Below are 23,880 nucleotides of genomic sequence, written 5' to 3' on the forward strand. Positions count from 1 at the left end.
TTGCGCGTTGGCGGTTACCTTAGTGTGCAAAATGATCCCATCCCCGGGTGCCGGCGGGCCGGCCCGCTATCGTCACGCCCGGGCCGTCCATACGCCCGGGTGCTTGTATCGAGCCTATCGCAGCGAATCCCTCCGGCAGCTGAACACCGGCCGGGAAGGTGGCCAGCAGTCCATGGTCCTCGCCGCCGCCCAGCACCCACTCCATGGGATCCGTTCCAAGGATTTCAGCCGCAGGAGCAAGCACACGGGCCAAAGCGGAGAGTGCCCCGGGATCAAGGTCCACGACCACGCCGCCCGCCTTGGCCAGGCGCATCCCGTCGCGCAGGAGCCCGTCGGACACATCCATCATGGCGGTGGCGCCGGCCTCTCGGGCCGCCGGGCCGGCAGCCAGCGGAGGCCGGGGCCTGCTTTGGAGTTCGGGAAAGACCTGCCGGGAAGGGCCGGGCTTCGCGTCCGCGGGGTCCGATTCCAGCAGCGCCAGGCCCGCGGCGGCATGCCCGGCTGTGCCTGCCAGGGCGACGGTGTCCCCCGGCTGCGCGCCGGAGCGCATCACCGGGCGGCCGCCGTCGAGCGTTCCCAGCACGGCGGCCGTAACCGAAATTTCCCGGCCCCGCCCAAGGTCGCCGCCAGCGACGGAGCAGCGCCCGGCGCCCAGTTCGCGTACCGCTGCCACCAGGCCGTCGGCCAGGTCCTCCACCCACGCGACCGGAGTGTCCGGGGGCAGGGTGAGGCTGACCACCAGGGACGTGGCCACGGCGCCCATCGCGTTGATGTCGCTCAGGTTCTGTGCCGCCGCTTTCCAGCCCACGTCGAAACCGGTGGTGCGGTAGCCGTTGGGCCACTCTAGGCGGAAGTCCTGGTCCTGGACCTGGGTGTCGATGCTGATGACAGTCCGGCCGTCCGGAGCAGCGATGATGGCCGCGTCATCCCCGGGCCCCAGCAGCGTTGCCTCCGTGTGGGTGCCGGCGAGGTCGAGGCGCGGGAAGATCCTGGCAAGGAGCTCCGTCTCCGAGAGTTGGTCAACCGTCAGGGCAGAGTCCGCCAGGGCTTCCGCGGACCCCGCCTCGGAACGGGGAGCGTCGGCGCGGCTCATAGGTTTTTCAGGCACGCTCCTACGCTACAGCCAGCCTCCGACACCGGGGACTCCGGCCTCGGAGGATCAGCTCCGGCCGCCCGGGAGAATTGGCGCCGCCTTGGCGGAACCGGGATGATGGACTCATGCGAGCCGTCCCCCAAATTTCCGTGTCCCTCCTGCGCGGAAGGACTTCCGTGAGGGCTTTGGGGACCGCTGCGGCATTGGCCGGGGGTCTGTCCCTGGCCGCCTGCTCCCCCGCTGTGGATGTTCCGGCCGCCGCGGACGCCGCGAACCCGGCATGCGCGCCGATGATGGTGGCGCTGCCCGATTCCCTCGGCGACGCCGAACTGCGCCAGACGAACAGCCAGGCCACAGCGGCCTGGGGCGAGCCGTCCCTCGTAATCCTGCGCTGCGGGGTGAACGTTCCCGGACCCACCACAGACCGATGCGTCACCGTGAACGGGATCGACTGGCTGCTCAAGGAAGGCGACCCCGTGTGGACCCTGACAACCTACGGCAGGACCCCGGCAACCGAAATCCTGATGGACCCGGACAAGATCAGCTCAGCCACGGTGCTGGCGGAACTGGCCAACGCCACCGGCAAGGTTCCGGCTGAGCGGAGCTGCATCGGCCAGGAGGAACTGCAGAACCTGCCGGACAGCCAGTAGCGCCAGGCACAGCACTTAGGGGCGACCGCGGGTCGTTGACAGAAGTCACTGTTGTCGACAATATTGCGCGCAGGATGGGCGGCAGCCCGAATCTGTGCGGATGCGAGGGCAAACGATGCGTTGGCGTGTGAGCAGGAACGGTGGTCGACGGCCGGCCACCTCAAACGACCCCGTCGCTGCGGCGATCGCCGCATCTGCAGCGGGCAGGCCGCTGATTCCGCGCCACCCGGACGTCGTGCCGAGGATCGAGGAGCTGCCGCAGTGGATTGACGTGCACGACTCCGACGACATTGACGGCTTCAACACGGTGGTTTGGTTTGACGACGAGATCAGCTCCTACTGCGACGCCTACGACGACGGCCTGGACCAGGCGCTGGCGGACCAGCCGGGCGTCGAGGACATCCTGGCCGAGGATCGCGAGGTTGTCTACCTGCGGACGAAGCTGGCTATCGCTGACGTGAAGGCTGCGGTGATCCGTGCTGTCGTTGAGGTAAACCGATCCCCCCGGGAGCCCGCACCCACCGATGTGCTTTCGATCGATACGGTCGACAGGCTGGCGTCCGGGGTGCTGCCGCTGCTCGGGCAGGCGGGATTCGCGAACACTCCGACTGGGCCGCGGTACTTCTACCGTGAAGGCAGCGAGGGTTTCGTCCAATCCATCGCGCTCGCACCCGGCGCAGGCACCTCCGGCGACGGCACCAGCTATGCCGGACTCGTGTGGGTGATGTCCGGCACGCACGTGCCCGGTTTTGGCCGGGACGTCCCCTCGAGCCCCGACCGCGTGGCGCCGGTGCACTGCGGCCAGCCCGCCTACCACTGGGTCGCACCGACCGTCGACGCGCTGACTCGGTTATTGCACGACGAGGTGTTGCCCGTTCTCAGCCTGACACGCGGCCGCGCTGAGTTCGCTGCCTGGGTAGGCGGCGACCCAACGAGGGTGCCGGTGCCGAACCATCGACCGACGTACGCGCGGCTGTTCGCGCAGTGGGGCCTGACCGATCAGGCGGCGCGCGTGGTGGCCCACGTCGACGAACACGAGAGGTCCCTACGACTTCACCCGGATATTGTCACTGCCCGTGAGCTCATCCGGGACGCGCGGCCGTAGCCCTCGCCGGCGGGGGTCAGCGCAGGCCGGTTTTCCGGTTCAGCGCCAGGTAGATCAGTTCGTCGATCAGTTCTGCGTAGTCCAGCCCGGAGGCCGCCCACATCTGCGGGTACATGCTCTTGGGCGTGAATCCCGGCATGGTGTTGATCTCGTTGATGATCAGGTCGCCACTGGCCGTGTAGAAGAAGTCCACCCGGCTCAGGCCTTCAGCCCCCACGGCGTCGAACGCGGCTGCGGCAAGCTCCCGGACCCGGGCAATGGCTTCTTCGGGAATATCTGCCGGGCAGCTGAGCGCCGCTGCGCCATCCTCGACGTACTTGGCGGTGAAGTCGTAGAACTCGTGGCCGCCGCCGGCCACAGAGATCTCGCCCGGCATGGATGTCCGGGGGGCGTCGGTCCCCCGTCCTTCCAGGACCGCGCACTCGATTTCACGGCCCACGATTCCGGCCTCGATGACCAGCTTGAGGTCGTGCCGGCGTGCTTCCCCGATGGCGGCGTCAAGGTCCGCCAACGAGTCCACCTTGGAGATGCCCATCGAGGAACCGGCCCGGGCGGGCTTGACGAAGACCGGGAAGCCGAGTCGGTCCACCTGCTTGCGGACAGACTCAGGATCGTTGCGCCACTGCCGGTCTGTGACGGCGACGTAGGGACCAACCTGGAGCCCGGCGGCCTCGAAAACCACCTTCATGTAGTGCTTGTCCATGCCGACGGCGGAAGCCAGGACCCCGGCGCCCACATACCGGGTGTCGGAAAGCTCCAGCAGCCCTTGGATGGTGCCGTCCTCGCCGAAGGGCCCGTGCAGCAGCGGGAAGACCACGTCCACGGTACCGAGCTCCTGCGGAACCTCGTTGGGCGCCGCCACGATGAGCTGGTGTTCGCCGCCGATTTCCGCGAGGGTCACCGTGCGGTCCGATGCCTCCACTTCGGGCAGCGACGCCGACGCCAGGGACCACTCGGCGGTGTCACCGGAGGCCAGCACCCACTGGCCGGACTTTGCGATCCCGATGGGGATGACCTCGTACTTGTCCCGGTTGATCGCGCCAAGTACGCCGGCCGCCGTTACGCAGCTGACCGCATGCTCACTGGAGCGGCCGCCGAAAAGAACGGCGACACGGGGCTTTGTCCGGCGGCCTGGTTCCTCCGCCGGCAGTTGGTGATGGGACATGTCAGTAATCGCCTTCAGGTTTCAGTTCCCGGGACAGCAAGGCGGGCCCCAGTTGGTCTACGGACAGTTTTCCGGCCAGGACGGCCACCACGGCGGCGGTGATGGGCATGTCCACCCCCAGCTTGCCGGCCAGCTCATGGACAGCCTGGCCGGACTTGATGCCTTCCGCGGTCTGCGTCATTTGCCGCCCCACTTCCTCCAGGGTGAGGCCCTGGCCCAGCAGGCGGCCGGCAGTGTGGTTGCGGGAAAGCGGCGAGGAACAGGTGGCCACGAGGTCGCCCAGTCCCGCCAGCCCTGCCATCGTCTTGGCTTCTCCCCCCAGTGCCAGGGCGAGGCGGGATGTTTCGGCCAGGCCCCGGGTGATGACCGAGGCCTTGGTGTTGTCCCCCATCTGCTTGCCCTCGCAAATGCCCACCGCCAGCGCAATGACGTTCTTCACGATGCCGCCAATCTCCACGCCGACGGTGTCGGTGGTGGTGTACGGGCGGAAATATGGCGCGGTGCAGCTCCTGGCGATCCACCCGGCCACGGCCGGGTCGGTGCATGCCACTACGGATGCGGTGGGCTCCTCGCGGGCGATCTCCATGGCCAGGTTGGGTCCCGACACAATGGCGATCCGGTGTGCAGGCAGGCCCAGCTCGGCAGCGATGACCTCACTCATCCGGGCATCCGTATCCAGTTCCAGGCCCTTCATCAGCGAGACCACGACGGCGTCCGGAGCAATGAAGTCCTTCCACGACCGCAGCTGCGCGCGAAGGGACTGGGCGGGAACGGCAAGGACAACCAGGTCCGCACCGGCCAGGACTTCGCGCACGTCAGTGGACGCCGTAATCGACGCAGGCAGTGCCACGTCCTTCAGGTACTGGGTGTTGACGTGCGCCGTATTGATCTGCCCGACGACCTCCGGACGCCGGCCCCACAGCCTGATGGCGCGTTCTTCACCGGAGGCCTGGGCTGCGTCAGCGAGGATCTTGGCGAAGGTTGTTCCCCACGAACCGGCCCCCAAAACGGCCGCGGAGCGGGCAGAGCCCTGGGCGGCCTGTTCCGGGTTCACTGGGCCCCTGTCCCCGGGCCGGGCCGTTCCCCGCGTCCCACGGTGCGTCCGGCGGGACCCCGCTTGCGGGACGGATCCCAGCGTTCAGCCGGAGGCTCTTCGGTGCGCAGCCCCGCCAGCAGTTCGGTGATCGCGTCCATGATGGCGTCCGTGGCGGCGGTGAGCGTGGCCTTGTCCAGGGGCTTGTCCGCGAAGGCGCTGAAGTCCACGGGATCGCCCACCACCACGCGGGATTTCTTCCTCGGGAAGAGGTGCAGTTTCTTGCCGTAACGCGGCAGGACCTCGTGCGCGCCCCAATGTGCGATGGGGACGACCGGGATCCCGCCTTCCAGCGCCAGCCTGGCCGCGCCGGTATGCCCCTTCATGGGCCACATGTCCGGATCCCGCGTCAGGGTGCCCTCGGGGTAGATGATGATCGCGCCGCCCTCGGCCACCACTTCCTGGGCCACCTGCAGCGACCGGTTCGCCCCCGCCGTCGAACGCTCCACCGGGATTTGCTTGGTGGCGCGCAAAAGCGGGCCCAGCCCCGGGACCTTGAACAGCGAGGCCTTGGCCAGGAAGTGCGGTGCCCGCTTGTGGTTGTAAAGCATATGGCCGACCACCAGCGGATCAAGTTCCGTGCAGTGGTTGGGGGCAGCGATGAAACCGCCGGCGGGCAGCTTCTCGGTTCCTGACCACTCCTTGCTCATCAGCAGGTTCATCAGGGGGCGGACCACGCTGGCGATAAACACGAACGTGGCCCTGCTCTTGGCCGATTCCTTCACAGCTGCACCGTTACTTCCTGGTCGAGATGTCGAAGTCGGCACCGAGTCCGGCCAGCTTCTCGGTGAACCGTTCGTAGCCGCGGTTGATGATGTCGATGCCGGTGACGCGTGACGTGCCGGTGGCCGCGAGTGCGGCTATGAGGTGGCTGAAGCCGCCGCGGAGGTCGGGAACGTCGATGTCGGTGCCCTTGAGCTGGGTGGGTCCTGAGATGACCGCCGAGTGCAGGAAGTTGCGCTGCCCGAAGCGGCACGGCACGCTGCCCAGGCATTCGCGGTGCACCTGGATGCTGGCGCCCATCCGGATGAGGGCGTCGGTGAAGCCGAACCGGTTTTCGTACACCGTTTCGTGGACGATGGACACGCCTTCGGCCTGGGTCAGTGCCACGACCAGGGGCTGCTGCCAGTCGGTCATGAAGCCGGGGTGCACATCTGTTTCCAGGACCAGGGGGTTCAGCTTGCCGCCGCGGTGGTAGAAACGGATGCCGTCCTCGCCGATGTCCATGCCGCCTCCCACCTTGCGGTAGGTATTCAGGAAGGTCATCATGTCGCGCTGGGACGCGCCCTCGACGAAGATGTCGCCGCGGGTCACCAGGGCGGCCGACGCCCACGACGCCGATTCGTTCCGGTCCGAGAGCGCACGGTGGTTGTAGCCGCCCAGGTCCCGGACGCCCTCGATGCGGATGGTGCGGTCCGTCTGCACGCTGATGATGGCGCCCATCTTCTGCAGGACGGCGATGAGGTCGATGATTTCGGGCTCGGTGGCGGCGCCGGAGAGTTCGGTGATGCCTTCCGCGCGGGTGGCACTCAGCAGCACCTGCTCGGTGGCGCCGACGGACGGGTAGGGCAGGGAAATCTTTGCGCCGTGCAGGCCCTTGGGGGCGGAAATGTGAATGCCGCCGGGGCGCTTTTCGACGACGGCCCCAAACTGGCGCAGTACGTCCAGGTGGTAGTCAATGGGCCGGTCGCCGATCTTGCAGCCGCCCAGGTCCGGGATGAATGCTTCGCCGATCGCGTGGATCAGCGGTCCGCAGAGCAGGATGGGAATCCGGGAGTCGCCCGCGTGCGCGTCGATGGCCGTGCTGGAAGCCGTCTTGGCGTTCTTTGGGTCCAGGGTGAGGTCACCCGTGGCGGGATCCTTGGCGACGGTCACACCGTGCAGCTGGAGGAGGGACGTGACCACTTCCACGTCCTTGATCTCGGGGACGTTGCGCAGCACGGAGGGCTCGTTGCCCAGCAAGGCTGCGACCATCGCCTTGGGGACAAGATTCTTCGCTCCGCGGACACTCACGCGGCCGGCCAGCGGAACGCCGCCGCGGATTGTCAGAACACTACTCATTTACCGGTTTCCTAACGATGACTCGCCCCCAAGATCCTTGCAAAGGCTCCAACCAAGCATAGGAGGTCACGTTACCGAACCGAAATAAGCACCGACCGCGGGTGGCCGTGGCGGTACGCGCCATGCCTCCGCTGTCCCGCGCCCGGTCCGGCCAGGCGAAGCCGGGACAGGCTCAGGAATGGCGGGCCGGCAGGGTGGTCGGCAGGAAAGACGGCCGGCGCGCCTCATAGGCCGTGATATCCGCCTCATGCTGCAGGGTCAGTCCGATGTCGTCCAGGCCTTCGAGCAGCCGCCACCGCGTGTAGTCGTCAATCTCGAAGGGGGCCACGATGTTTCCGCACACCACCGTCTTGGACGCCAGGTCCACCGTGATCTCGGTTCCGGGCGCGTTTTCGAGTTCCTTCCAGATCAGCTCGATGTCGTCCTGGGCAACCTGGGCGGCGAGCAGCCCCTGCTTTCCGGAGTTTCCGCGGAAGATATCGGCGAACCGGGAGGACAGGACCGCCTTGAAGCCGTAGTCCTTCAACGCCCAGACGGCGTGCTCGCGGGACGAACCGGTGCCGAAGTCGGGCCCGGCCACCAGGATGGACCCGGAGCTGAACGGTGCCTGGTTGAGGATGAAGGACGGGTCCTTCCGCCAGGCGGAGAACAGTGCGTCCTCAAAGCCGGTGCGGGTGATGCGCTTGAGGTACACCGCGGGGATGATCTGGTCCGTGTCGACGTTGCTCTGGCGCAGCGGGACGCCGATGCCGGTGTGGGTGGTGAATTTTTCCATGGCTGTGTCCTAGGCTGCGTCGGTACGGAGGGCGGCGGGTTCGGGGGCCGGTTCAAGGTCCGACGGTGAGCTCAGCGTTCCGCGGACTGCTGTCGCCGCGGCCACCACCGGCGAAACCAGGTGGGTGCGGCCGCCCTTGCCCTGGCGTCCTTCGAAGTTGCGGTTGGACGTGGATGCGCAGCGCTCCCCCGGTTCCAGCTGGTCCGGGTTCATTCCCAGGCACATGGAACAGCCGGCAAACCGCCACTCCGCACCGAAATCCTTGAACACCCGGTCCAGTCCTTCGGCCTCGGCTTCGAGCCGGACCCGGGCCGAACCGGGAACCACCAGCATGCGCACCTGCGGGTCCTTCTGCCGGCCCCGGATGATGTCCGCGGCGGCGCGCAGGTCCTCGATGCGGGAGTTGGTGCAGGAGCCCAGGAATACGGTGTCAACCCGGATGTCCTTCATGGGCGTGCCGGCCTCCAGCCCCATGTACTGCAGGGCGCGCTCGGCAGCAGCCTTCGCGTTCTCATCGCCGAAGTCCGACGGTGACGGCACTGACTGGGACAGCGAAACGCCCTGGCCGGGGTTGGTTCCCCAGGTGACGAACGGTTCCAGCGTGTCGGCGTCGAGGTCCACCTGCGCGTCGAAGAGCGCGTCGTCGTCGGTCCTTAGGGTGTTCCAGTATTCGACGGCGGCGTCCCACTCAGCCCCTTCGGGGGCGTGCGGACGGCCCTTCATGTATGCGTACGTGGTCTCGTCCGGCGCCACCATGCCGGCGCGGGCGCCGGCCTCGATGGACATGTTGCAGATGGTCATCCGGGCCTCCATGGACAGCGCGCGGATGGCCGAGCCGCGGTATTCCAGGACGTAGCCCTGCCCGCCGCCCGTACCGATCTTGGCGATGACGGCCAGGATGATGTCCTTGGCCGTGACTCCCGGGCGCAGAGTGCCCTCCACGTTGATGGCCATGGTCTTGAACGGCTTCAGGGACAGGGTCTGGGTGGCCATGACGTGCTCCACCTCGGAGGTGCCGATGCCCATCGCCAGCGCGCCGAACGCGCCGTGGGTGGAGGTGTGCGAATCGCCGCAGACAACTGTCATGCCGGGCTGGGTGAGGCCAAGCTGCGGGCCCACCACGTGGACGATGCCCTGCTCGGCGTCCCCGAGGGGGTGGAGCCGGACGCCGAACTCCGCGCAGTTGTTGCGCAGCGTCTGGATCTGGGTGCGGCTGGTGATGTCCGCGATCGGCTTGTCAATATCCAGTGTCGGAGTGTTATGGTCCTCCGTGGCAATGGTGAGGTCCGGGCGCCGCAGCGGGCGTCCCGCCAGCCGCAGTCCTTCGAAGGCCTGCGGGGACGTTACTTCGTGGACCAGGTGCAGGTCGATGAAGAGAAGGTCAGGCTGTGCGTTGGCTCCATCGCCGTCGCCTTTGCGCACCACGTGCGCGTCCCAGACCTTCTCGGCCAATGTCTTTGCCATGGCCAGCTCCCTTCCCCGCGTTTGAACGGAGTCCCGTAGACCGGGTTCCGTTTGGTTAGTCCTACTGAAGCAGGGCGGCTCCGCGCTGCGCCAGCCAAAAGATTTGCATCTCAGATATTGAGACGGCAATATCATTACATGGACAATTCTAGTGGAGTCGGCGTCATTGATAAAGCGGCCCAGGTGCTGGATGCGCTTGAGGCCGGACCGACGACCCTCGCGCAACTCGTGGCGGCAACCGGACTCGCCCGGCCCACTGTCCACCGCCTCGCCCTCGCACTGGTCCACCACCGCCTGGTCAGCCGCGACATCCAGGGCCGCTTCGTCCTGGGCAGCCGACTCGTCGAACTGGCCTCCGCTGCCGGTGAGGACCGCCTTATCGCGTCCGCCGGCCCTGTCCTCATGCAGTTGCGCGACGCCACCGGCGAGAGTGCCCAGATCTTCCGCCGCCAAGGCGACTGGCGGGTGTGCGTTGCGTCCGCGGAGCGCCCCATTGGCCTGCGCGACACCATCCCCGTGGGCACCCAGCTGTCAATGAAGGCCGGCTCCGCGGCCCAGGTCCTGCTCGCCTGGGAGGACCACGACCGCCTCCTCGAGGGCCTCCAGGCCGCGCGCTTTACGCCCACCGTCCTGGCCGGCGTACGACGGCGGGGCTGGGCACAGAGCCTTGGCGAACGCGAGCCGGGGGTCGCCTCCGTCTCTGCACCGGTGCGCGGGCCTTCCGGCCGCGTGATCGCCGCCGTGTCGATCTCCGGCCCGATCGAGCGCCTGACCCGGCAGCCTGGCCGGCTCCATGCCGAAGTGGTGTGCAACGCCGGACGCATCCTTACCGAAGCGCTGCGCAAGAACAACGACTGACTGCCACCTCCAACGCATTGGCAGGGCAGTCCGGACATGGCGCTACGCTGATGGCATGGGCAGCTATGCAGTGTTCCTCCGCGGCATCAATGTGGGCGGCATCAACATTAAAATGGCAGACCTCCGCCAGGCGCTGCAAGGCTGCGGTTTTGCGGACGCGAAAACCGTCCTGGCCACCGGCAACGCGGTCCTGACCAGCCGCCTGGGTGCCCGCCGCGTCAAACAGGAATGCGAAAAGTGCCTGCGCAGCGCCTTTGGCTACGAAGCCTGGGTGGTGGTACTGGACGCGGAGCGCACAGCCGAACTGGTGGCCGCCTGCCCCTACCCGGCGGACGACAAGGGTACCCACACCTACGTCACGCTCTCCTCCGACCCGGCCGTGCTGGACCAGCTTGAGACCGCCGGCTCTGCCTTTGACGGTGCCGGCCTGCAGCGGTTGGGCCCCGAGGCGCTGGCGTGGCTGGCACCGGCCGGCGGGACCCTGGACAGCCCATTCAGCAAGCTGTCAGCCAAGGCGAAGTACAAAGCCGCCACCACCACCCGCAACCTGCGGACCCTCATCAAAGTCCGCGATGCCGCGGCAGCGCTTACTTCGCCGCCTTCAGTGCAGCGTTAAACGCTTCAAGCCGCCGCACCTCGGCGTCAACGGGTTCCACCACCAGCTCGCCGGCGACCTTTGCGACGGCGGCGTGCAGCCGCCGTCGGGCCTTTCGGGCACGCGAACGCGCGGCTGCACCGGCGATGAAGCGCCCGAGGATGGCAAGGACGACGCCCAGGACCACCCCAAAGGCGATCATCAGGGTAGGCACGGGCCAGCCCTCCACCCGCGGCACTTCCGGGACGGGCAGCTGCAGGTACCCGAGTCCGGCGAGGACACCGAGCCAGCCCAGGCCGCCCAGAACGGTCAGCAGCGCCGCCCACTGCACCACATTGAAGACCTGCCACCACCAGGACCTGCGGTTGGCGGCGAGGTCCGCTCCCGCGATGGCCTGGTCCAGTGCATCCGGCAGGCGTTCCCTGCCCTCCCTGGCGGCGCCGCGGATGGCGGCCCGCCACGGACCCGGGGCGCCGGCGCCGGCGGCGTCGGCGAAGTGGCGCACGGCGGCGTCCGCCCTGGCGCGCTCCGGTGCGCCGGCTGCCGGAAGCGAAGTCCGGTTAAGCTCTGCCGGCGCGTTGCTGCGGAGGTTAAGCCGGCGCAGGGGATCCGGCCTGAAGCGGGACAGCCAGCGCGTCACCGGCCACCCGGTCCGCCTGGTGGCTTCCAGGCGGTAGGAGTCGGCCACCGCACGGACGACTACCGGGACGTTGGCCGCCGTCGCCAGCTCATCTGCGAGGCGGGACCTGGAGGCGGCTTTGATCCCGGCAGCTTCGCCTTCGCCGGAGGCCTCCCCCAGCAGTTCCGCGGCCTTGGTGACGTCCGCCGCGAGCCGCTGGGCCTGCGCCTTTCGTTGCACGGCGGCCCTCCGGATGGCCGCCCGGACGTCATGGATCCCCGTTCCGGTCAGCGCCGAAGCTGCCATGACATGCACCCTGGAAAGCCCGTCCCGGGCCAGGATGCCGTGCAGGGACTCCAGGACCGGCCGGACATCATGCTCCGGCAGGCGGTCCACCTGGTTCAGGACCACCATGGTCACCGCTCCGTGGGATGCAAGCGGGGCCAAAAAGTCCTTGTGCACCGCTGCGTCCGCATATTTTTGCGGGTCCAGCACCCACACCAGCACATCCACGAGGCCCACCATGCGCCGGACCACTTCGCGGTTGGCTTCCCGTGTTGAATCGAAGTCCGGCAGGTCCAGCAGAATGAGCCCGGTGTCCTCGTCAGCAAAGCCGTCCACGGGTGCCGCATGGTGACGTTTGCGTACGTCCAGCCAGTCCAGCAGGGGTTCACTGCCGGCAGCACCCCAGACCCCCGCCAAAGGTTCCGACGTCGTGGGGCGCCGGGCGGCCGCCGTCGCAATTTCCGCCCCGCTGACGGCATTGAAAAGTGAAGATTTTCCGCTTCCGGTGGCGCCGAAAAATCCCACCACCGTGTGGTCTGCGGAAAGCGAGCGCCGTGAACTGGCGCGTTCCAGCACCCCGAGGACGCCATCCAGCGCCTCGTCCGGCAGCACGCCCCCGGCAAGTTCACGGGCGTCGTTCAGCGCCTCCAGGCGACGGTCCAGGCGGGTGGCCTCCCTGGCCCCGCTGTGCCGGCTCACGCCGCGCCACCCAGGCGTGCGAGCGCCGCCGATTGCGCCGTGAGGTCGCCGGCCGCGGCGGGGTCGGCGGCCGGCAGGCGGACGAGGAACTTCTGCTGTTCCTCGTCCAGCAGCCGGCGGCAGCGGACCGCCAGGTCCTGCCGGGCCGTCGCCGCCATCCTGCGGACGGCGTCTTCGCCGAAGACAGCCTCGAGGAGCCGCTGACCCACCACGGCAGTCCCGCCCGCAATGCCGATTTCCAGCCCGGTGAGGCCTGCGGTCATCGAGAACACGACGATCATGAGCGCAGCGCCGAGCCCATTGACACCGAACGACAGCCAGCGCGCCTGGGTACGTTTTCCCTGCCCCTCCGTGCGGATCAGTTCCATCAGTCCCGCCTGCCAGTCGCGGATCTCGGCCGCGGCGCGGTCGGCAAACCCGGGGCTTGTGCCCGAGAGGTCGTCCGTGCCCAGCAGGCTCCGGCCGGCCGGATCCGAACGCCAGCGCTGGTCCGTCTCTTCCGCCGCGGTTGCCGCCTCGTCAAGGATGACCGCCTGCAGACCCGTTTCGATAGCGGCTTCCACCTTCACCGCGGGCGCCGGTTCCCCGCGGAAAAAGGCACCGAGGCGGTCGCGGAACCGGCCAACGTTCTGCTCGAGCGCCCGGAAGAACTCCCCGGTGCCAACGAAATCCTGCCAGCGGGCCAGCACTTCGCCGCGGAGCAATGCGCCGTCCCTGGTCGCCTCCGTGATGCGCCGGACGGCATCACCATAGGCCGCCACGGCATCTCTTTTGAGGCTCCCGGCAGCACTCTGCTGCTGCTCCAGCGCCCCGGCCACGCCCGCCACCCTTTCAGCCAGCGCGCGGACCGCCCCATTAAGGGTGCGCCGGGCCACGTCGGAACGGCCGACGGCGTCCGCGGCCAGGTCCTCCAGCCACGCCCGGAGCGGCTGCACCGCTTCCGGCTGCAGCATGCCGGCCGGACCCAGTGAGGTTTCCTGGACGATGAACAGCTGCGCCCCGCCCAGTCCTTCCCGGTCCAGGAGTCCGCGCAGGTCGGCGCTGACCTCCTCTTCGGCGCCTGGCGGGACCCGGTCCAGCACGACCGCGACCATGACGTCCCGCGACGCCGCGTCAAGGAGCAGCTTCCACGGCACGGCATCCGCGTAGCGGTTGGCCGTGGTGACGAAGATCCACAGGTCCGCTGCGGCCAGCAACTGCCCGGCCAGCCGGCGGTTCTCATCGGAGATCGAGTCGACATCGGGGGCGTCGAGGATGGCGACGCCGCCGGGAACTGCAGGATCGGCCAGCAGGATCAGGGAGGTGGCCGCGGTCTCCTCTGCTGGAATGTCCCCGCCGGGCAGCCGGGCGCTGTCCAGGCTTCCACGGATCCGGCTCAGCCCGGGCAGGACCCGCTGGCCCTCGAACCAGCTCCCTTCGGCCGGATGATGCAGGAGGATCGGCTGGCGGGTAGTGGGCCGAATGGCTCCTGACCGGGTGACGGGATGGCCTACCAGGGCATTGACCAGGGTGGACTTGCCGGCACCGGTGGAACCCCCGACGACGGCCAGCAGCGGTGCGTCGAGGCTGCGGTACCGGGGCAGGATGTAATCGTCCAGCTGGACGGCCGCTGCGGCAGCCTCCCGCCTGGCTGACTCCGCCCCCGGCAGTGCCAGAGGAAGTTCGATGGCCTGGAGGCCGCTGCGAACTTCTTCAAGAAGCGCCACCGCCGCCGTGATCCGTTGATCCGGCTGGGATTGCTGCTCCTGCTGGGGTTGCGGGCCCGGCCCGTTCTGAGACGACACACGTTCATCATGCCAGTTCAGCCCGGCACGGGGCGGAAGTGGCAGGGAAACAAAAATGGCCCCGGGCGTGTGCCCGGGACCATTTCGATGGTGACCCCAGCGGGATTCGAACCCGCGTTACCGCCGTGAGAGGGCGGCGTACTAGGCCGCTATACGATGGGGCCGTGTACTTTCTGTCAGCGTTTCCGCTGATCAAGCTCAGTGATTGTTTCACACATTTTGCTCTGGTTTCAAATCGGCGGAACCGGTTGAGACCGTCCTGGTTTTCAGCCAAATAGTGGCGATTAACCAAGCGCTGGGATACCAGGACTCGAACCTAGAATGACGGTACCAGAAACCGTAGTGTTGCCAATTACACCATATCCCAATGGCACTTTCGGGCCGGTTTTCAGGGCATTTGCCCCGCTCCGTGCGCCTCAGCACGAGAAATTACTTTACCCGAGACTTTGGGCTTTGCACAAATCGGGGAATCCTCAGGACGCCGAAGGGGCTGACAGGCCGTACCCGGGTGCCCCAGCCTAGGCAAGAAGCCCGGGCAGGGAGGTGACCATTCCGCCGTCGTACCCCTGCCCCGGCTCCCCCGTCCGGTTCAGCCAGACGCCCAGCAGGCCGGCCGCCGTCGAACCTTCAGCGTCCAGGAGGCGGTTGTCGCCGACGTAAAGCGTTGCGCCGGGCTCGGTGCCTAGCAGCCTGACGCCTTCGAGGTAGATGGCAGGGTCCGGCTTGGCCACTCCCAGGGTGTCCGTCCCGACGAGCCGCCGAACCCGTTCCAGGCCAGCGCCGTCCAGCTTGGCGCGCTGGTAGTCATGCACGTTGTTGCTCACTGCGCCGTACGGGATACCCGCGGCGTCCAGCAGGTCCAGGAACGGGAGCACGTCCGGGAACGGCTTGACGTAGGCGGGCTGCTTCTCCATGTAGGCGCTAAGCCAGCGGTGGGATTCCTCACCCTCGCCGAGGTCGACGCCGAAATGCCCCAGTGCCGCACGGCCCCGCAGCAGCCGCTGCTCGTTGAACGTCAGCTCGCCGGCCAGGTAGCGGTCATAGTAGTGCGTGGTTTCGTGCGTGAAAATCCGGCCAAACCGGGCCCACCCCGCCTGGTCCAGACCCGGCAGCAGGTGTTCGCTCACCTCGCGGAGAGCCGTGGTCATGGCGTATTCGAGATCAACGAGCGTGTCATCGATGTCGAAAAGGACCCCCTGCACCGCGCCGAAGGGGGTCTGCAGCACTGAGCCAGGAACCTGGCGGGTGGCAGTCATCAGCCGCGGAACGCGCGGAGCCGGGTGAGCGAGGACTCCTTGCCGAGGATCACCATGGACTCGAACAGCGGCGGTGAAATCCTGCGGCCGGACACCGCGGTGCGGACCGGGCCGAAGGCGAGCCGGGGCTTGAGGCCAAGATCCTCCACGAGCGCCTGCTTCAGCGCGGACTGCAGGTTTTCGGCGGTCCAGTCCGTCAGCGGCTCCAGGGCGGCGATCGCCGCATCGAGCACCTCGCCAAGATTCGCAGGCAGACCCTTCCGCGCGTCATCGGCGATGTCCACCGCGTCATCGGCTTTGAACAGGAACGCCAGCATCTCGGGGGCCTCGCCCAGAAGGGTGATGCGTTCCTGGATCAGCGGCGCGGCCTCGGTGACGATTTCCTCTTCCCGGTCCGTCAGGATTTCCCCCACCAGTCCCGCCTCACGCAGATAGTGGGCCACCCGGTCCCGGAACACTTTCGGCGCAAGCATGCGCACGTGCGTGCCGTTGATGGCCTCGGCCTTCTTCAGGTCGAAACGCGCAGGGTTGCCCAGCACATCATGGATGTCGAAGTGCTCCACCAGCTGTTCCACGGTGAAGATATCCTCGTCCGCGCTGAGCGACCAGCCCAGCAGCGAGAGGTAGTTGAGCAGGCCTTCGGGGATGAAGCCCCGCTCGCGGTGCAGGAACAGGCTGGATTCAGGGTCCCGCTTGGAGAGCTTCTTGTTGCCTTGGCCCATAACGTAGGGCAGGTGGCCGAACTCCGGCATGTACCGGGCCACGCCAACTGCATGCAAGGCCCGGTACAGGGCGATCTGGCGCGGAGTCGAGCTGAGCAGGTCCTCGCCCCGCAGGACGTGGGTGATGCCCATCAGCGCATCATCCACGGGGTTGACCAGCGTGTACAGCGGTGCGCCGTTGGCGCGCACCACGGCGAAGTCCTGCACGGATCCCGCCTTGAAGGTGATCTCGCCGCGGACCAGGTCGGTGAAGGTGATGTCCTCGTCCGGCATCCGAAGCCGAAGGACCGCCTGGCGGCCTTCGGCCTTGAACTGGGCGAGCTGTTCCTCCGTCAGGTGCCGGTCGAAGCCGTCGTAGCCGAGCTTGGGGTCGCGGCCGGCGGCACGGTGCCGGGCTTCGATTTCCTCCGGGGTGGAGTAGGACTCGTAGATGAATCCGCCCTCATGCAGCCGCTTGATGACGTCCTGGTAGATACCGCCGCGCTGCGACTGGCGGTATGGCTCGTGCGGACCGCCTACCTCCACGCCCTCGTCCCAGTCGATGCCCAGCCACTTCAGCGCGTCCAGCAGCTGATGGTAGCTTTCCTCGCTGTCGCGCGCCGAGTCGGTGTCCTCGATCCGGAAGACGAGCGTGCCCTTGGTGTGCCGGGCGTATGCCCAGTTGAACAGCGCCGTGCGGATCAGCCCGACGTGCGGGGTGCCGGTGGGCGAGGGGCAGAACCGGACGCGGACGGGGGTTTCCGCGGTGACGGGCGGGATGGAGGCAGCAGGCGACGGGGAAGCGATAGTCATAGTGGCTCCAACTTTACCGCCTGGCCGCCTCCGCCCTTTCGCGTGCCGGGTGCCCCTAGCGGCGGACGATCGGATTGGACAGCCGCCCGATCCCCTCGATCTCGACCTCGAAGCGGTCTCCCGCGTTGACCACGCCCACGCCGGCCGGCGTCCCGGTCATGATGACATCGCCGGGCAGCAGCGTGAACGCCTGCGACACGATGGACACGATTTCGCGGACGCCCCGGACCATCTGGCTGGTGCTGCCGTCCTGGCGCAGTTCGCCGTTGAGCCGGCCCTGGATCTGCAGGTCCTCCGTGTCCAGGTCCGTTTCGATCCAGGGGCCCAGCGGCGCGGAGGTGTCGAATCCCTTGGCACGGGCCCACTGCAGGTCGGTCTTCTGGACGTCGCGGGCGGTGAGGTCGTTGCCGCAGGTGTAGCCGAAGATCACATCGTCCACGCGGTCCTCGGGCACGTCCTTGCAGATCCGGCCGATGACTACGCACAGTTCGGCTTCGAAGGAGACTTCCTCGGAGAACTCGGGCAGGATCACGGGATCGTTCGGGCCCACCACGGATGTGTTCGGCTTCAGGAAGAGCAGCGGCTGCGCCGGCACCTCATTGCCCAGCTCGCGGGCATGTTCCACGAAGTTCCGGCCCACGCCCACTACCTTGCTGCGCGGAATGATCGGCGCCAGCAGGCGGACGTCTTCCAGCTTGTGGCGGACGGAGGTACGCTCCACGCCGTTAAAGAAGGGATCGCCGTGGATGACAGTGATTTCCTCACTGCCCGGCTCACCTTCCACAATGCCGTAGAGGGGATCGGAATCGACTACAAACCTGGCAATACGCATGGCTCCTAGCCTACCGTCCCGCTTTCGGTGCGCAGGTAGTGGAGCTGGGCGGCAACTGACGTTTCGGCCGCGCGCCTGACTGAAGGTCCGACGTCGGCATACACTGCGTCGGTGACGTCACCCGCGGACGCGTCCCGGCCCAGCCGGTTCAGGACGCCGCGGATCTGCGCCAGACGCTCCTGCCGGTGCCTGAGGTAGTCCCGGGCCGTGGCCTCAAGCGATGGCAGCGGCGGGCCGTGTGCGGGCAGGACCGCCGCCGGTCCCAGCTGCTCCAGGCGGATCAGCGTGGCCAGGTAGTCGCCCAGCGTTCCGTCCGGATAGTCCAGCATGGTGGTGCCGCGCCCCAGGATGGTGTCGCCGGTCAGCACGGCGCCCGCAGCGCCGTCCGCGGGGAGATGGAAGCACACCGAATCCGAGGTGTGGCCGGGGGCGGGAACCACCGCGATCTCCAGCCCGGCGGCCCGGATGCGTTCGCCCGCTGACAGGGGTGCGCCGCCGCCGTGGCAATGTTCAGGGTCCGCGGCACGGACCGGGGCCCCGGTGAGTTCATGGAGCCGGGCTGACCCCGCGGTGTGGTCCGCGTGGCGGTGGGTAATGAGGATGAGCTCCACCGGGCCGGCTCCGGCAAGGGCCTGCAGATGTGTTTCATCCGCCGGGCCGGGGTCCACCACCACCGCTGTGGGGTGTCCGGGAGCCCGCAGGACATAGGAGTTGGTCCCCTCCAGGCTCATGGGGCCCGGGTTCGGTGCAAGGATGTAGCCGGCGGACAGTGTGGCCCGCTGCAGGGCCGGAGTCGGTGCAGTGCTCACCAGGCAATCCTCCGAAACTTAACGCAATGCGGGGTCACGTTCGGCCGTCCCGGCCACCGGGAAGCGGCAGGAGTGACCCCGCTTTGCTTGGGATAGCTTGAGTTGCCTGGGACAGCTAGACCAGGCGGGTGAGCCAGCCGTGGGTGTCCGGGTAAGTGCCGGTCTGGATTCCCAACAGGCGTTCGCGGATGGCCATGGTGGTCTCCCCTGCCTTCGCGTCTTCGGCGCCGATGAACTCGGTGGCGTCCTTGAGCACGCCGATGGGCGTGATGACGGCCGCGGTCCCGCAGGCGAATACTTCCGTGATGTCACCGGAGGCCACGCCGTCGCGCCACTCGTCGAGGGTGATCTTACGTTCAGTGACTTCCCGGCCCATGTCCTTGGCTACCTGGATGACAGACATGCGGGTGACGCCTTCGAGGATGGTGCCGCTGAGCGCGGGCGTGACGAGCGAGCCGTCTTTCATGACGAAGAAGACGTTCATGCCGCCGAGCTCTTCCACAGCGTTGTCGTTGAACTGGTCCAGGAAGAGCACCTGCTTGCAGCCGTTGGCCTCGGCCTCCTGCTGCGCGATCAGCGAAGCCGCGTAGTTGCCGCCGCACTTGGCCGCACCGGTGCCGCCACGGCCGGCGCGGGCGTACTGACGGGAGATCCAGATGGACACCGGCTTCAGTTCGCCGCCGAAGTAGTTGCCGGCAGGCGAAGCGATGACGCGGAACGAAACCTCACGCGCAGCCCGTACACCCAGGAAAGCCTCCGTGGCGATCATGAACGGACGCAGGTACAGGGCTTCACCGTCGCCGGACGGAACCCATTCCCTGTCTGCGGCGACGAGTTCGCGGATGGCGCCCAGGAAGTATTCGGCGGGCAGCTCGGGCAGGGCGATCCGGCGCGCGGACTTGTTCAGCCGCGCCGCGTTGGCTTCCGGCCGGAAGGTCCAGATGGAGCCGTCCGCGTGCCGGTAGGCCTTGAGGCCCTCGAAGATCTCCTGCCCGTAGTGCAGCACAGCTGCCGACGGGTCAAGGGTGATGGGGCCGTAGGCTTCCACCCGGGGATTGTGCCAGCCGCCATTGCCGTTCTCGTCCACGCTGTAGTCGACGATTGCGGTGTGGTCGGTGAAGTGGTTGCCAAATCCCGGGTTCGCCAGGATGGCTGCACGCTCTTCGGCGGACTTCGGGTTGGCCGAAGGCAGCTGGGTGAATTCGACGCCAGGGGCAGTCTGAGTCATGGTTCCTCCACGATCGGCCGCCGGCGGTTCAGCGCTGAACGGCGGGCGGCATTTGGTGATTCGAGACAAGCTTACGCCGGTTGCCGCACGCGCTCGTGCCGTTACAGCCCGGCTGCTATCGCGTCGCCCACCTCGGCCGTGGTGCGCGTGCCTCCGCCGCGCTTTTCGACGTCGGCAATCACCGCCGCTTCGATCTTCCGGGCTGCCGAGGAGTAGCCCAGGTGATCCAGCAGGAGGGCCGCTGACAGGATGGCCGCCGTCGGATCCGCCTTGCCCTGGCCGGCAATGTCCGGCGCCGATCCGTGGACCGGCTCGAACATGGAGGGGGCGGTCCGGTCCATGTTGATGTTGCCGGACGCGGCCAGGCCGATGCCGCCAGTCACTGCAGCGGCGAGGTCGGTAAGGATGTCACCAAAGAGATTGTCGGTGACGATCACATCGAATCGTGAGGGGTCGGTGACCATGAAGATAGTGGCGGCGTCCACGTGCAGGTAGTCGTGGGTGACCTCCGGGAACTCCTTTGCCACGGCCTCCACGGTGCGCTTCCACAGGTGCCCGGCATAGACAAGGACGTTGTGCTTATGGACCAGGGTGACGTGCCTGCGCTCCCTCGCGCTGGCCCTGCGGAAAGCATCCCGGACAACCCGCTCCACGCCATGGGCTGTGTTCAGCGAAACTTCGGTGGCCACCTCGTGGGGAGTTCCGGCGCGCAGGGTGCCGCCGTTGCCCACGTAGGGTCCTTCGGTGCCCTCACGGACCACAATGAAGTCGATGGTGCCGGGATTGGCCAGCGGGCTTCCCACCGTTCCGTAGAGCCGGGAAGGCCTCAGGTTGACGTAGTGGTCCAGACTAAAGCGGAGCTTAAGCAGCAGCTCGCGTTCAATGATGCCGGAGGGGATACGGGTATCGCCCGGGGCGGCGCCCACCGCGCCGAAGAGTATCGCATCGCGGGTGCGGAGGTCTGCCAGTACCTCGTCCGGGAGGGTCTCGCCCGTCTCCATCCAGTGCTCGGCGCCGAGCTTGTAGCGGGTCTGCTTGAGTTCGACGCCCTCCGCGGCGGCCGCCTTTTCCAGGACTTTGACCGCCTCGGCGATAACCTCCGGGCCGATACCGTCGCCGGGAATGACTGCAAGATCAATGGAAGCGCTCATCGTTTCAGGGTAGCCAAGTGATCCATATGCTGGTCAACCTGTCTCAAGATACGAGAACCTGACAGAGCGGGGAGGACCCACGCTGTCAGCGCGGTGCCTCCCCGTCCCTATCGCATCAGTCGGCTCTACTTATAGCTGCTGGTGTGCCGCCCGGTCCCGCCTGGCATCATCCGGACAGCCACGACTGCTGCGGAAAGGAAGAGTGCGATCAGTCCCGCGGTCAGCGGTGCCCCGGATGGTGCAGCCGCCGCAGCCGTCTGGACGCTGTAACCCTGGTTCCTGCCCGCCGCGGTGCCCGATGCGGCTTCCACACTGCCCGGCGCCACCACGGCACCAGCAGTCACCGGTCCTGATGAAGGTCTCTCGCCTGGCTCCGAAGCATTTTCGTCTTCCGGGTCCGGCACAACCACCGGATCCCCCTCAACCGGATCAGGGTCAGGCACCACCACCGGATCCCCCTCAACCGGATCAGGGTCAGGCACCACCACCGGATCCCCCTCAACCGGATCAGGACCAGGCACCACCACCGGATCCCCCTCAACCGGATCAGGACCAGGCACCACCACCGGATCCCCCTCAACCGGATCAGGACCAGGCACAACCACCGGATCCGGACCAGGCACCACCACCGGATCAGGATCAGCGGGCGCTACAGGGTCCGGCGCCCCGCCAGGATCTTTGCACCCTGCTTCCCACCAGTCGATTTTGTCCAGGTTCCGCCCACCCGGCAGAACGCTGCCGTCATTCGGCGGAATGATGTCTTCGTCGTGGTGGGACCCCATATGGTCGTTCGGCCCGTTGATTGCGTCGACGCTGATGGTGACCGCAATGTAGGGGTTGAGTTCAGAACCTGTAGCGTGGCAGATCGTGATGGTCCTGCCGGCGTCTTGTGGCGAGGCTGTAGCAGTCGCCGTTGTTGCCAGCGCGGCCAAGCTCAAGACCCCCATCCCTGCAAGGATCCGTCTCATTTTCCCTCTCCATCCAATTCTTGGTCCAGGCCGACCAGCCAAGAGGGAGAAGGGGCCGCCCCGTACTGAAGGAAACAGCACCATCGCAAAACGGGGTGATGGTTCTCCCAGCTGAATCATCGGTTGCTTACCCAATGAGCGTAGGAGCGCCGCACCCGCTGGTCCCGAGTAGCGATTACCTGTATTGGCGCAGGTCAGATACGCAATGCGCGGGGCGGATACTCAAAAAAAGGCTCTGCCGGGACACCCTCCTGGGCATCCCGGCAGAGCCGGAGTGGAGCACGCGCTAGCGTCAGGAACCGGCAGGCTCCTCATATTTGGGGAAGACCGGCGTGGGCGCCGGCAGGACAGTGCCCGCCGCGATCGGGGTGCCCAGAGCAGCGAACGTACGGGCATCGCCATCAGGCTGCCCCAGTGCCGTGAGCAGCGATGCAGTGGCGGCGGGCATGACGGGCTGCGCCAGGATGGACACAATCCGCAGCACTTCGAGGGTGACGTACAGAACCGTGTTCATCCGTTCGACGTCGGTCTTCCGCAGCACCCAGGGGGCCTGCTCGGCGAAGTAGGCGTTCGTGTCGCCCAGGACGCCCCAGATGGTTTCGAGTGCGCGGCTGAACTCCTGCTTGTCGAAGGCCGTGCGGGCAGCCTCCAGCAGGGCGCCGGCCTGGGCCAGGATCGCCTTATCGGCGTCCGTGAACGCAGCAGGCACCGGAACCACTCCCCCGCAGTTCTTGGCCACCATGGAGAGCGAACGCTGGGCAAGGTTGCCGAAGTTGTTCGCCAGGTCGGAGTTCATCCGACCCACGATAGCCTCGTGGTTGTAGCTGCCGTCGGCACCGAAGGGCACTTCGCGCAGGAAGAAGAAGCGGACCTGGTCCAGGCCGTACTGCGCCACGAAGTCCGCCGGGGCCACCACATTGCCCAGGGACTTGGACATCTTCACGCCGTTGTTGTGCAGGAAGCCGTGGATCATGATCCGCTTGGGCAGCTCCAGGCCGGCGCTCATCAGGAATGCAGGCCAATAGATGGCGTGGAACCGCGAGATGTCCTTGCCGATGACGTGCACGTCCGCAGGCCAGAAGGTCCGGAACTTCTCAGAGTCGACGTCGGGATAGCCGACACCGGTCAGGTAGTTGGTGAGGGCATCCACCCACACGTACATGACGTGCTTGTCGTTGCCTGGCACCGGGACGCCCCAGTCGAAGGTGGTGCGGCTGATGGACAGGTCCTCGAGTCCGCGCCTGACGAAGCTGATGACTTCGTTGAAGCGGTACTGCGGAGCGCCGAATTCCGGCTGCGCCTCGTACAGCGCCAGCAGCTTCTCCTGGTAGGCGGAGAGACGGAAGAAGTAGCTCTCCTCCGCTGTCCAGGTCACTTCGGTGTCCGTCTCTTTCGAGTAGCGCACGCCGTCGTCCTTGACCACGGTGTCATCCTCGCCGTAGAACGCCTCGTCCCGGACCGAGTACCAGCCCTCGTACTTGGACAGGTAGATGTCTCCGTTCGCTTCCATCTTCTTCCAGATGGCCTGCGAGGCAGCGTAGTGGTCCGCGTCGGTGGTGCGGATGAACCTGTCGTACGTGATGTCTAGGGCAGCGTGTGCCGCCTTGTAGATCTCCGCGTTCCGGTCCACCAGTTCCTTGGGCGTAATGCCTTCCTTTTCGGCGGTCTGCGCGATCTTCATCCCGTGCTCGTCTGTTCCTGTCAGGAACATCACGTCATACCCGTCCAGCCGTTTGAACCGCGCCATGGCATCGGTGGCGATGTACTCGTAGGCATGGCCGATGTGCGGAACGCCATTGGGGTAGGTAATGGCCGTGGTGATGTAGAACGGGGTTTTCTCTGAAGCAGTCACGTTGCGGACGTTACCTTCGGGTGC

At 67.0% G+C, this 23,880-nt stretch carries 21 protein-coding genes and 2 tRNA genes; 4 read left to right on the forward strand and 19 right to left on the reverse strand.

Annotated features, from left to right (window positions below; translation table 11 throughout):
• Positions 1–19: 19 nt before the first annotated feature.
• Positions 20–1,093: a thiamine-phosphate kinase gene (thiL, locus tag ACIQCM_RS02925; protein WP_400604266.1), complete on the reverse strand. Its 1,074-nt coding sequence runs from the start codon at positions 1,091–1,093 to the stop codon at positions 20–22.
• A gap of 125 nt (positions 1,094–1,218) precedes the next feature.
• Between thiL and ACIQCM_RS02930 the strand changes: the two genes are divergently transcribed.
• Both ACIQCM_RS02930 and ACIQCM_RS02935 read left to right on the forward strand, forming a co-directional pair.
• Positions 1,219–1,743, forward strand: coding sequence for a DUF3515 domain-containing protein (locus tag ACIQCM_RS02930; RefSeq protein ID WP_400603377.1), 525 nt, complete (start codon positions 1,219–1,221; stop codon positions 1,741–1,743).
• A 127-nt stretch (positions 1,744–1,870) separates the two neighbouring features.
• Complete coding sequence (locus ACIQCM_RS02935; RefSeq protein ID WP_400603376.1) at positions 1,871–2,848, forward strand: hypothetical protein; 978 nt, start codon at positions 1,871–1,873, stop codon at positions 2,846–2,848.
• 16 nt (positions 2,849–2,864) lie between these two features.
• Here ACIQCM_RS02935 and ACIQCM_RS02940 read toward each other — a convergent pair whose 3' ends face one another.
• The 6 genes from ACIQCM_RS02940 to leuC form a co-directional block, all read right to left on the reverse strand.
• A complete protein-coding gene (locus ACIQCM_RS02940; protein WP_400603375.1) occupies positions 2,865–4,013 on the reverse strand; it encodes a D-alanine--D-alanine ligase family protein in 1,149 nt (382 codons plus the stop codon).
• Position 4,014: 1 nt separating this feature from the next.
• Positions 4,015–5,067 carry an NAD(P)H-dependent glycerol-3-phosphate dehydrogenase gene (locus ACIQCM_RS02945; RefSeq protein WP_400603374.1) on the reverse strand — a complete coding sequence of 351 codons (1,053 nt, stop codon included), beginning with the start codon at positions 5,065–5,067 and terminating at the stop codon, positions 4,015–4,017.
• Positions 5,064–5,831 (reverse strand): lysophospholipid acyltransferase family protein, encoded by a 768-nt coding sequence (locus ACIQCM_RS02950; RefSeq protein WP_400603373.1) that lies wholly within the window; start codon positions 5,829–5,831, stop codon positions 5,064–5,066. Before ACIQCM_RS02950 ends, ACIQCM_RS02945 begins: the two co-directional genes overlap by 4 nt.
• 10 nt (positions 5,832–5,841) lie before the next feature.
• On the reverse strand, positions 5,842–7,167 hold the full coding sequence (gene murA / locus ACIQCM_RS02955) for a UDP-N-acetylglucosamine 1-carboxyvinyltransferase (protein ID WP_400603372.1): 1,326 nt from the start codon (positions 7,165–7,167) through the stop codon (positions 5,842–5,844).
• Between the two features lie 172 nt (positions 7,168–7,339).
• Positions 7,340–7,942, reverse strand: a complete 603-nt coding sequence (gene leuD, locus ACIQCM_RS02960; protein WP_400603371.1) for a 3-isopropylmalate dehydratase small subunit — start codon at positions 7,940–7,942, stop codon at positions 7,340–7,342.
• 9 nt (positions 7,943–7,951) lie between these two features.
• Positions 7,952–9,406: a 3-isopropylmalate dehydratase large subunit gene (leuC, locus tag ACIQCM_RS02965; RefSeq protein ID WP_400603370.1), complete on the reverse strand. Its 1,455-nt coding sequence runs from the start codon at positions 9,404–9,406 to the stop codon at positions 7,952–7,954.
• Between the two features lie 138 nt (positions 9,407–9,544).
• On the opposite strand from leuC, the gene ACIQCM_RS02970 reads away from it, so the two are divergent.
• Together ACIQCM_RS02970 and ACIQCM_RS02975 are read left to right on the forward strand one after the other, a co-directional pair.
• Positions 9,545–10,264: an IclR family transcriptional regulator gene (locus tag ACIQCM_RS02970; RefSeq protein ID WP_400603369.1), complete on the forward strand. Its 720-nt coding sequence runs from the start codon at positions 9,545–9,547 to the stop codon at positions 10,262–10,264.
• A gap of 55 nt (positions 10,265–10,319) precedes the next feature.
• Complete coding sequence (locus ACIQCM_RS02975; protein WP_400603368.1) at positions 10,320–10,880, forward strand: DUF1697 domain-containing protein; 561 nt, start codon at positions 10,320–10,322, stop codon at positions 10,878–10,880.
• On the opposite strand, the gene ACIQCM_RS02980 is transcribed toward ACIQCM_RS02975, so the two are convergent.
• From ACIQCM_RS02980 to metG, 12 genes are all read right to left on the reverse strand, one after another.
• Complete coding sequence (locus ACIQCM_RS02980; protein WP_400603367.1) at positions 10,852–12,462, reverse strand: GTPase; 1,611 nt, start codon at positions 12,460–12,462, stop codon at positions 10,852–10,854. The genes ACIQCM_RS02975 and ACIQCM_RS02980 overlap by 29 nt on opposite strands.
• A complete protein-coding gene (locus ACIQCM_RS02985; RefSeq protein WP_400604265.1) occupies positions 12,459–14,168 on the reverse strand; it encodes a dynamin family protein in 1,710 nt (569 codons plus the stop codon). Before ACIQCM_RS02985 ends, ACIQCM_RS02980 begins: the two co-directional genes overlap by 4 nt.
• Positions 14,169–14,334: 166 nt before the next feature.
• Positions 14,335–14,410: transfer RNA gene (locus ACIQCM_RS02990), tRNA-Glu, on the reverse strand.
• Between the two features lie 131 nt (positions 14,411–14,541).
• Positions 14,542–14,613: transfer RNA gene (locus tag ACIQCM_RS02995), tRNA-Gln, on the reverse strand.
• 151 nt (positions 14,614–14,764) lie between these two features.
• A complete protein-coding gene (locus tag ACIQCM_RS03000; RefSeq protein ID WP_400603366.1) occupies positions 14,765–15,502 on the reverse strand; it encodes an HAD family hydrolase in 738 nt (245 codons plus the stop codon).
• Complete coding sequence (gene gltX / locus ACIQCM_RS03005; protein WP_400603365.1) at positions 15,502–17,016, reverse strand: glutamate--tRNA ligase; 1,515 nt, start codon at positions 17,014–17,016, stop codon at positions 15,502–15,504. Before gltX ends, ACIQCM_RS03000 begins: the two co-directional genes overlap by 1 nt.
• A gap of 55 nt (positions 17,017–17,071) precedes the next feature.
• Positions 17,072–17,848, reverse strand: a complete 777-nt coding sequence (locus tag ACIQCM_RS03010) for a fumarylacetoacetate hydrolase family protein (protein ID WP_400603364.1) — start codon at positions 17,846–17,848, stop codon at positions 17,072–17,074.
• A gap of 5 nt (positions 17,849–17,853) precedes the next feature.
• Positions 17,854–18,657 carry an MBL fold metallo-hydrolase gene (locus ACIQCM_RS03015; protein ID WP_400603363.1) on the reverse strand — a complete coding sequence of 268 codons (804 nt, stop codon included), beginning with the start codon at positions 18,655–18,657 and terminating at the stop codon, positions 17,854–17,856.
• 115 nt (positions 18,658–18,772) lie between these two features.
• Positions 18,773–19,885, reverse strand: a complete 1,113-nt coding sequence (locus ACIQCM_RS03020) for a branched-chain amino acid aminotransferase (protein WP_400603362.1) — start codon at positions 19,883–19,885, stop codon at positions 18,773–18,775.
• A gap of 101 nt (positions 19,886–19,986) precedes the next feature.
• On the reverse strand, positions 19,987–21,036 hold the full coding sequence (locus ACIQCM_RS03025) for a 3-isopropylmalate dehydrogenase (protein ID WP_400603361.1): 1,050 nt from the start codon (positions 21,034–21,036) through the stop codon (positions 19,987–19,989).
• 125 nt (positions 21,037–21,161) lie between these two features.
• Positions 21,162–22,004: a hypothetical protein gene (locus ACIQCM_RS03030; RefSeq protein ID WP_400603360.1), complete on the reverse strand. Its 843-nt coding sequence runs from the start codon at positions 22,002–22,004 to the stop codon at positions 21,162–21,164.
• A gap of 292 nt (positions 22,005–22,296) precedes the next feature.
• Positions 22,297–23,856, reverse strand: a complete 1,560-nt coding sequence (gene metG / locus ACIQCM_RS03035) for a methionine--tRNA ligase (RefSeq protein ID WP_400603359.1) — start codon at positions 23,854–23,856, stop codon at positions 22,297–22,299.
• Positions 23,857–23,880 lie beyond the last annotated feature (24 nt).

The organism is Pseudarthrobacter sp. NPDC092439 (assembly GCF_044754945.1).
Taxonomy (GTDB): Bacteria; Actinomycetota; Actinomycetes; order Actinomycetales; family Micrococcaceae; genus Arthrobacter.

What these genes read in the sequence shown, in the direction of transcription:
- thiL (WP_400604266.1), bottom strand. Translation starts at nt 1,093, where the DNA reads ATGAGCCGCGCCGACGCTCCCCGTTCCGAGGCGGGGTCCGCGGAAGCC.
- ACIQCM_RS02930 (WP_400603377.1), top strand. Translation starts at nt 1,219, where the DNA reads ATGCGAGCCGTCCCCCAAATTTCCGTGTCCCTCCTGCGCGGAAGGACT.
- ACIQCM_RS02940 (WP_400603375.1), bottom strand. Translation starts at nt 4,013, where the DNA reads ATGTCCCATCACCAACTGCCGGCGGAGGAACCAGGCCGCCGGACAAAG.
- murA (WP_400603372.1), bottom strand. Translation starts at nt 7,167, where the DNA reads ATGAGTAGTGTTCTGACAATCCGCGGCGGCGTTCCGCTGGCCGGCCGC.
- leuD (WP_400603371.1), bottom strand. Translation starts at nt 7,942, where the DNA reads ATGGAAAAATTCACCACCCACACCGGCATCGGCGTCCCGCTGCGCCAG.
- leuC (WP_400603370.1), bottom strand. Translation starts at nt 9,406, where the DNA reads ATGGCAAAGACATTGGCCGAGAAGGTCTGGGACGCGCACGTGGTGCGC.
- ACIQCM_RS02970 (WP_400603369.1), top strand. Translation starts at nt 9,545, where the DNA reads ATGGACAATTCTAGTGGAGTCGGCGTCATTGATAAAGCGGCCCAGGTG.
- ACIQCM_RS02975 (WP_400603368.1), top strand. Translation starts at nt 10,320, where the DNA reads ATGGGCAGCTATGCAGTGTTCCTCCGCGGCATCAATGTGGGCGGCATC.
- ACIQCM_RS03000 (WP_400603366.1), bottom strand. Translation starts at nt 15,502, where the DNA reads ATGACTGCCACCCGCCAGGTTCCTGGCTCAGTGCTGCAGACCCCCTTC.
- gltX (WP_400603365.1), bottom strand. Translation starts at nt 17,016, where the DNA reads ATGACTATCGCTTCCCCGTCGCCTGCTGCCTCCATCCCGCCCGTCACC.
- ACIQCM_RS03010 (WP_400603364.1), bottom strand. Translation starts at nt 17,848, where the DNA reads ATGCGTATTGCCAGGTTTGTAGTCGATTCCGATCCCCTCTACGGCATT.
- ACIQCM_RS03020 (WP_400603362.1), bottom strand. Translation starts at nt 19,885, where the DNA reads ATGACTCAGACTGCCCCTGGCGTCGAATTCACCCAGCTGCCTTCGGCC.
- ACIQCM_RS03025 (WP_400603361.1), bottom strand. Translation starts at nt 21,036, where the DNA reads ATGAGCGCTTCCATTGATCTTGCAGTCATTCCCGGCGACGGTATCGGC.
- ACIQCM_RS03030 (WP_400603360.1), bottom strand. Translation starts at nt 22,004, where the DNA reads ATGAGACGGATCCTTGCAGGGATGGGGGTCTTGAGCTTGGCCGCGCTG.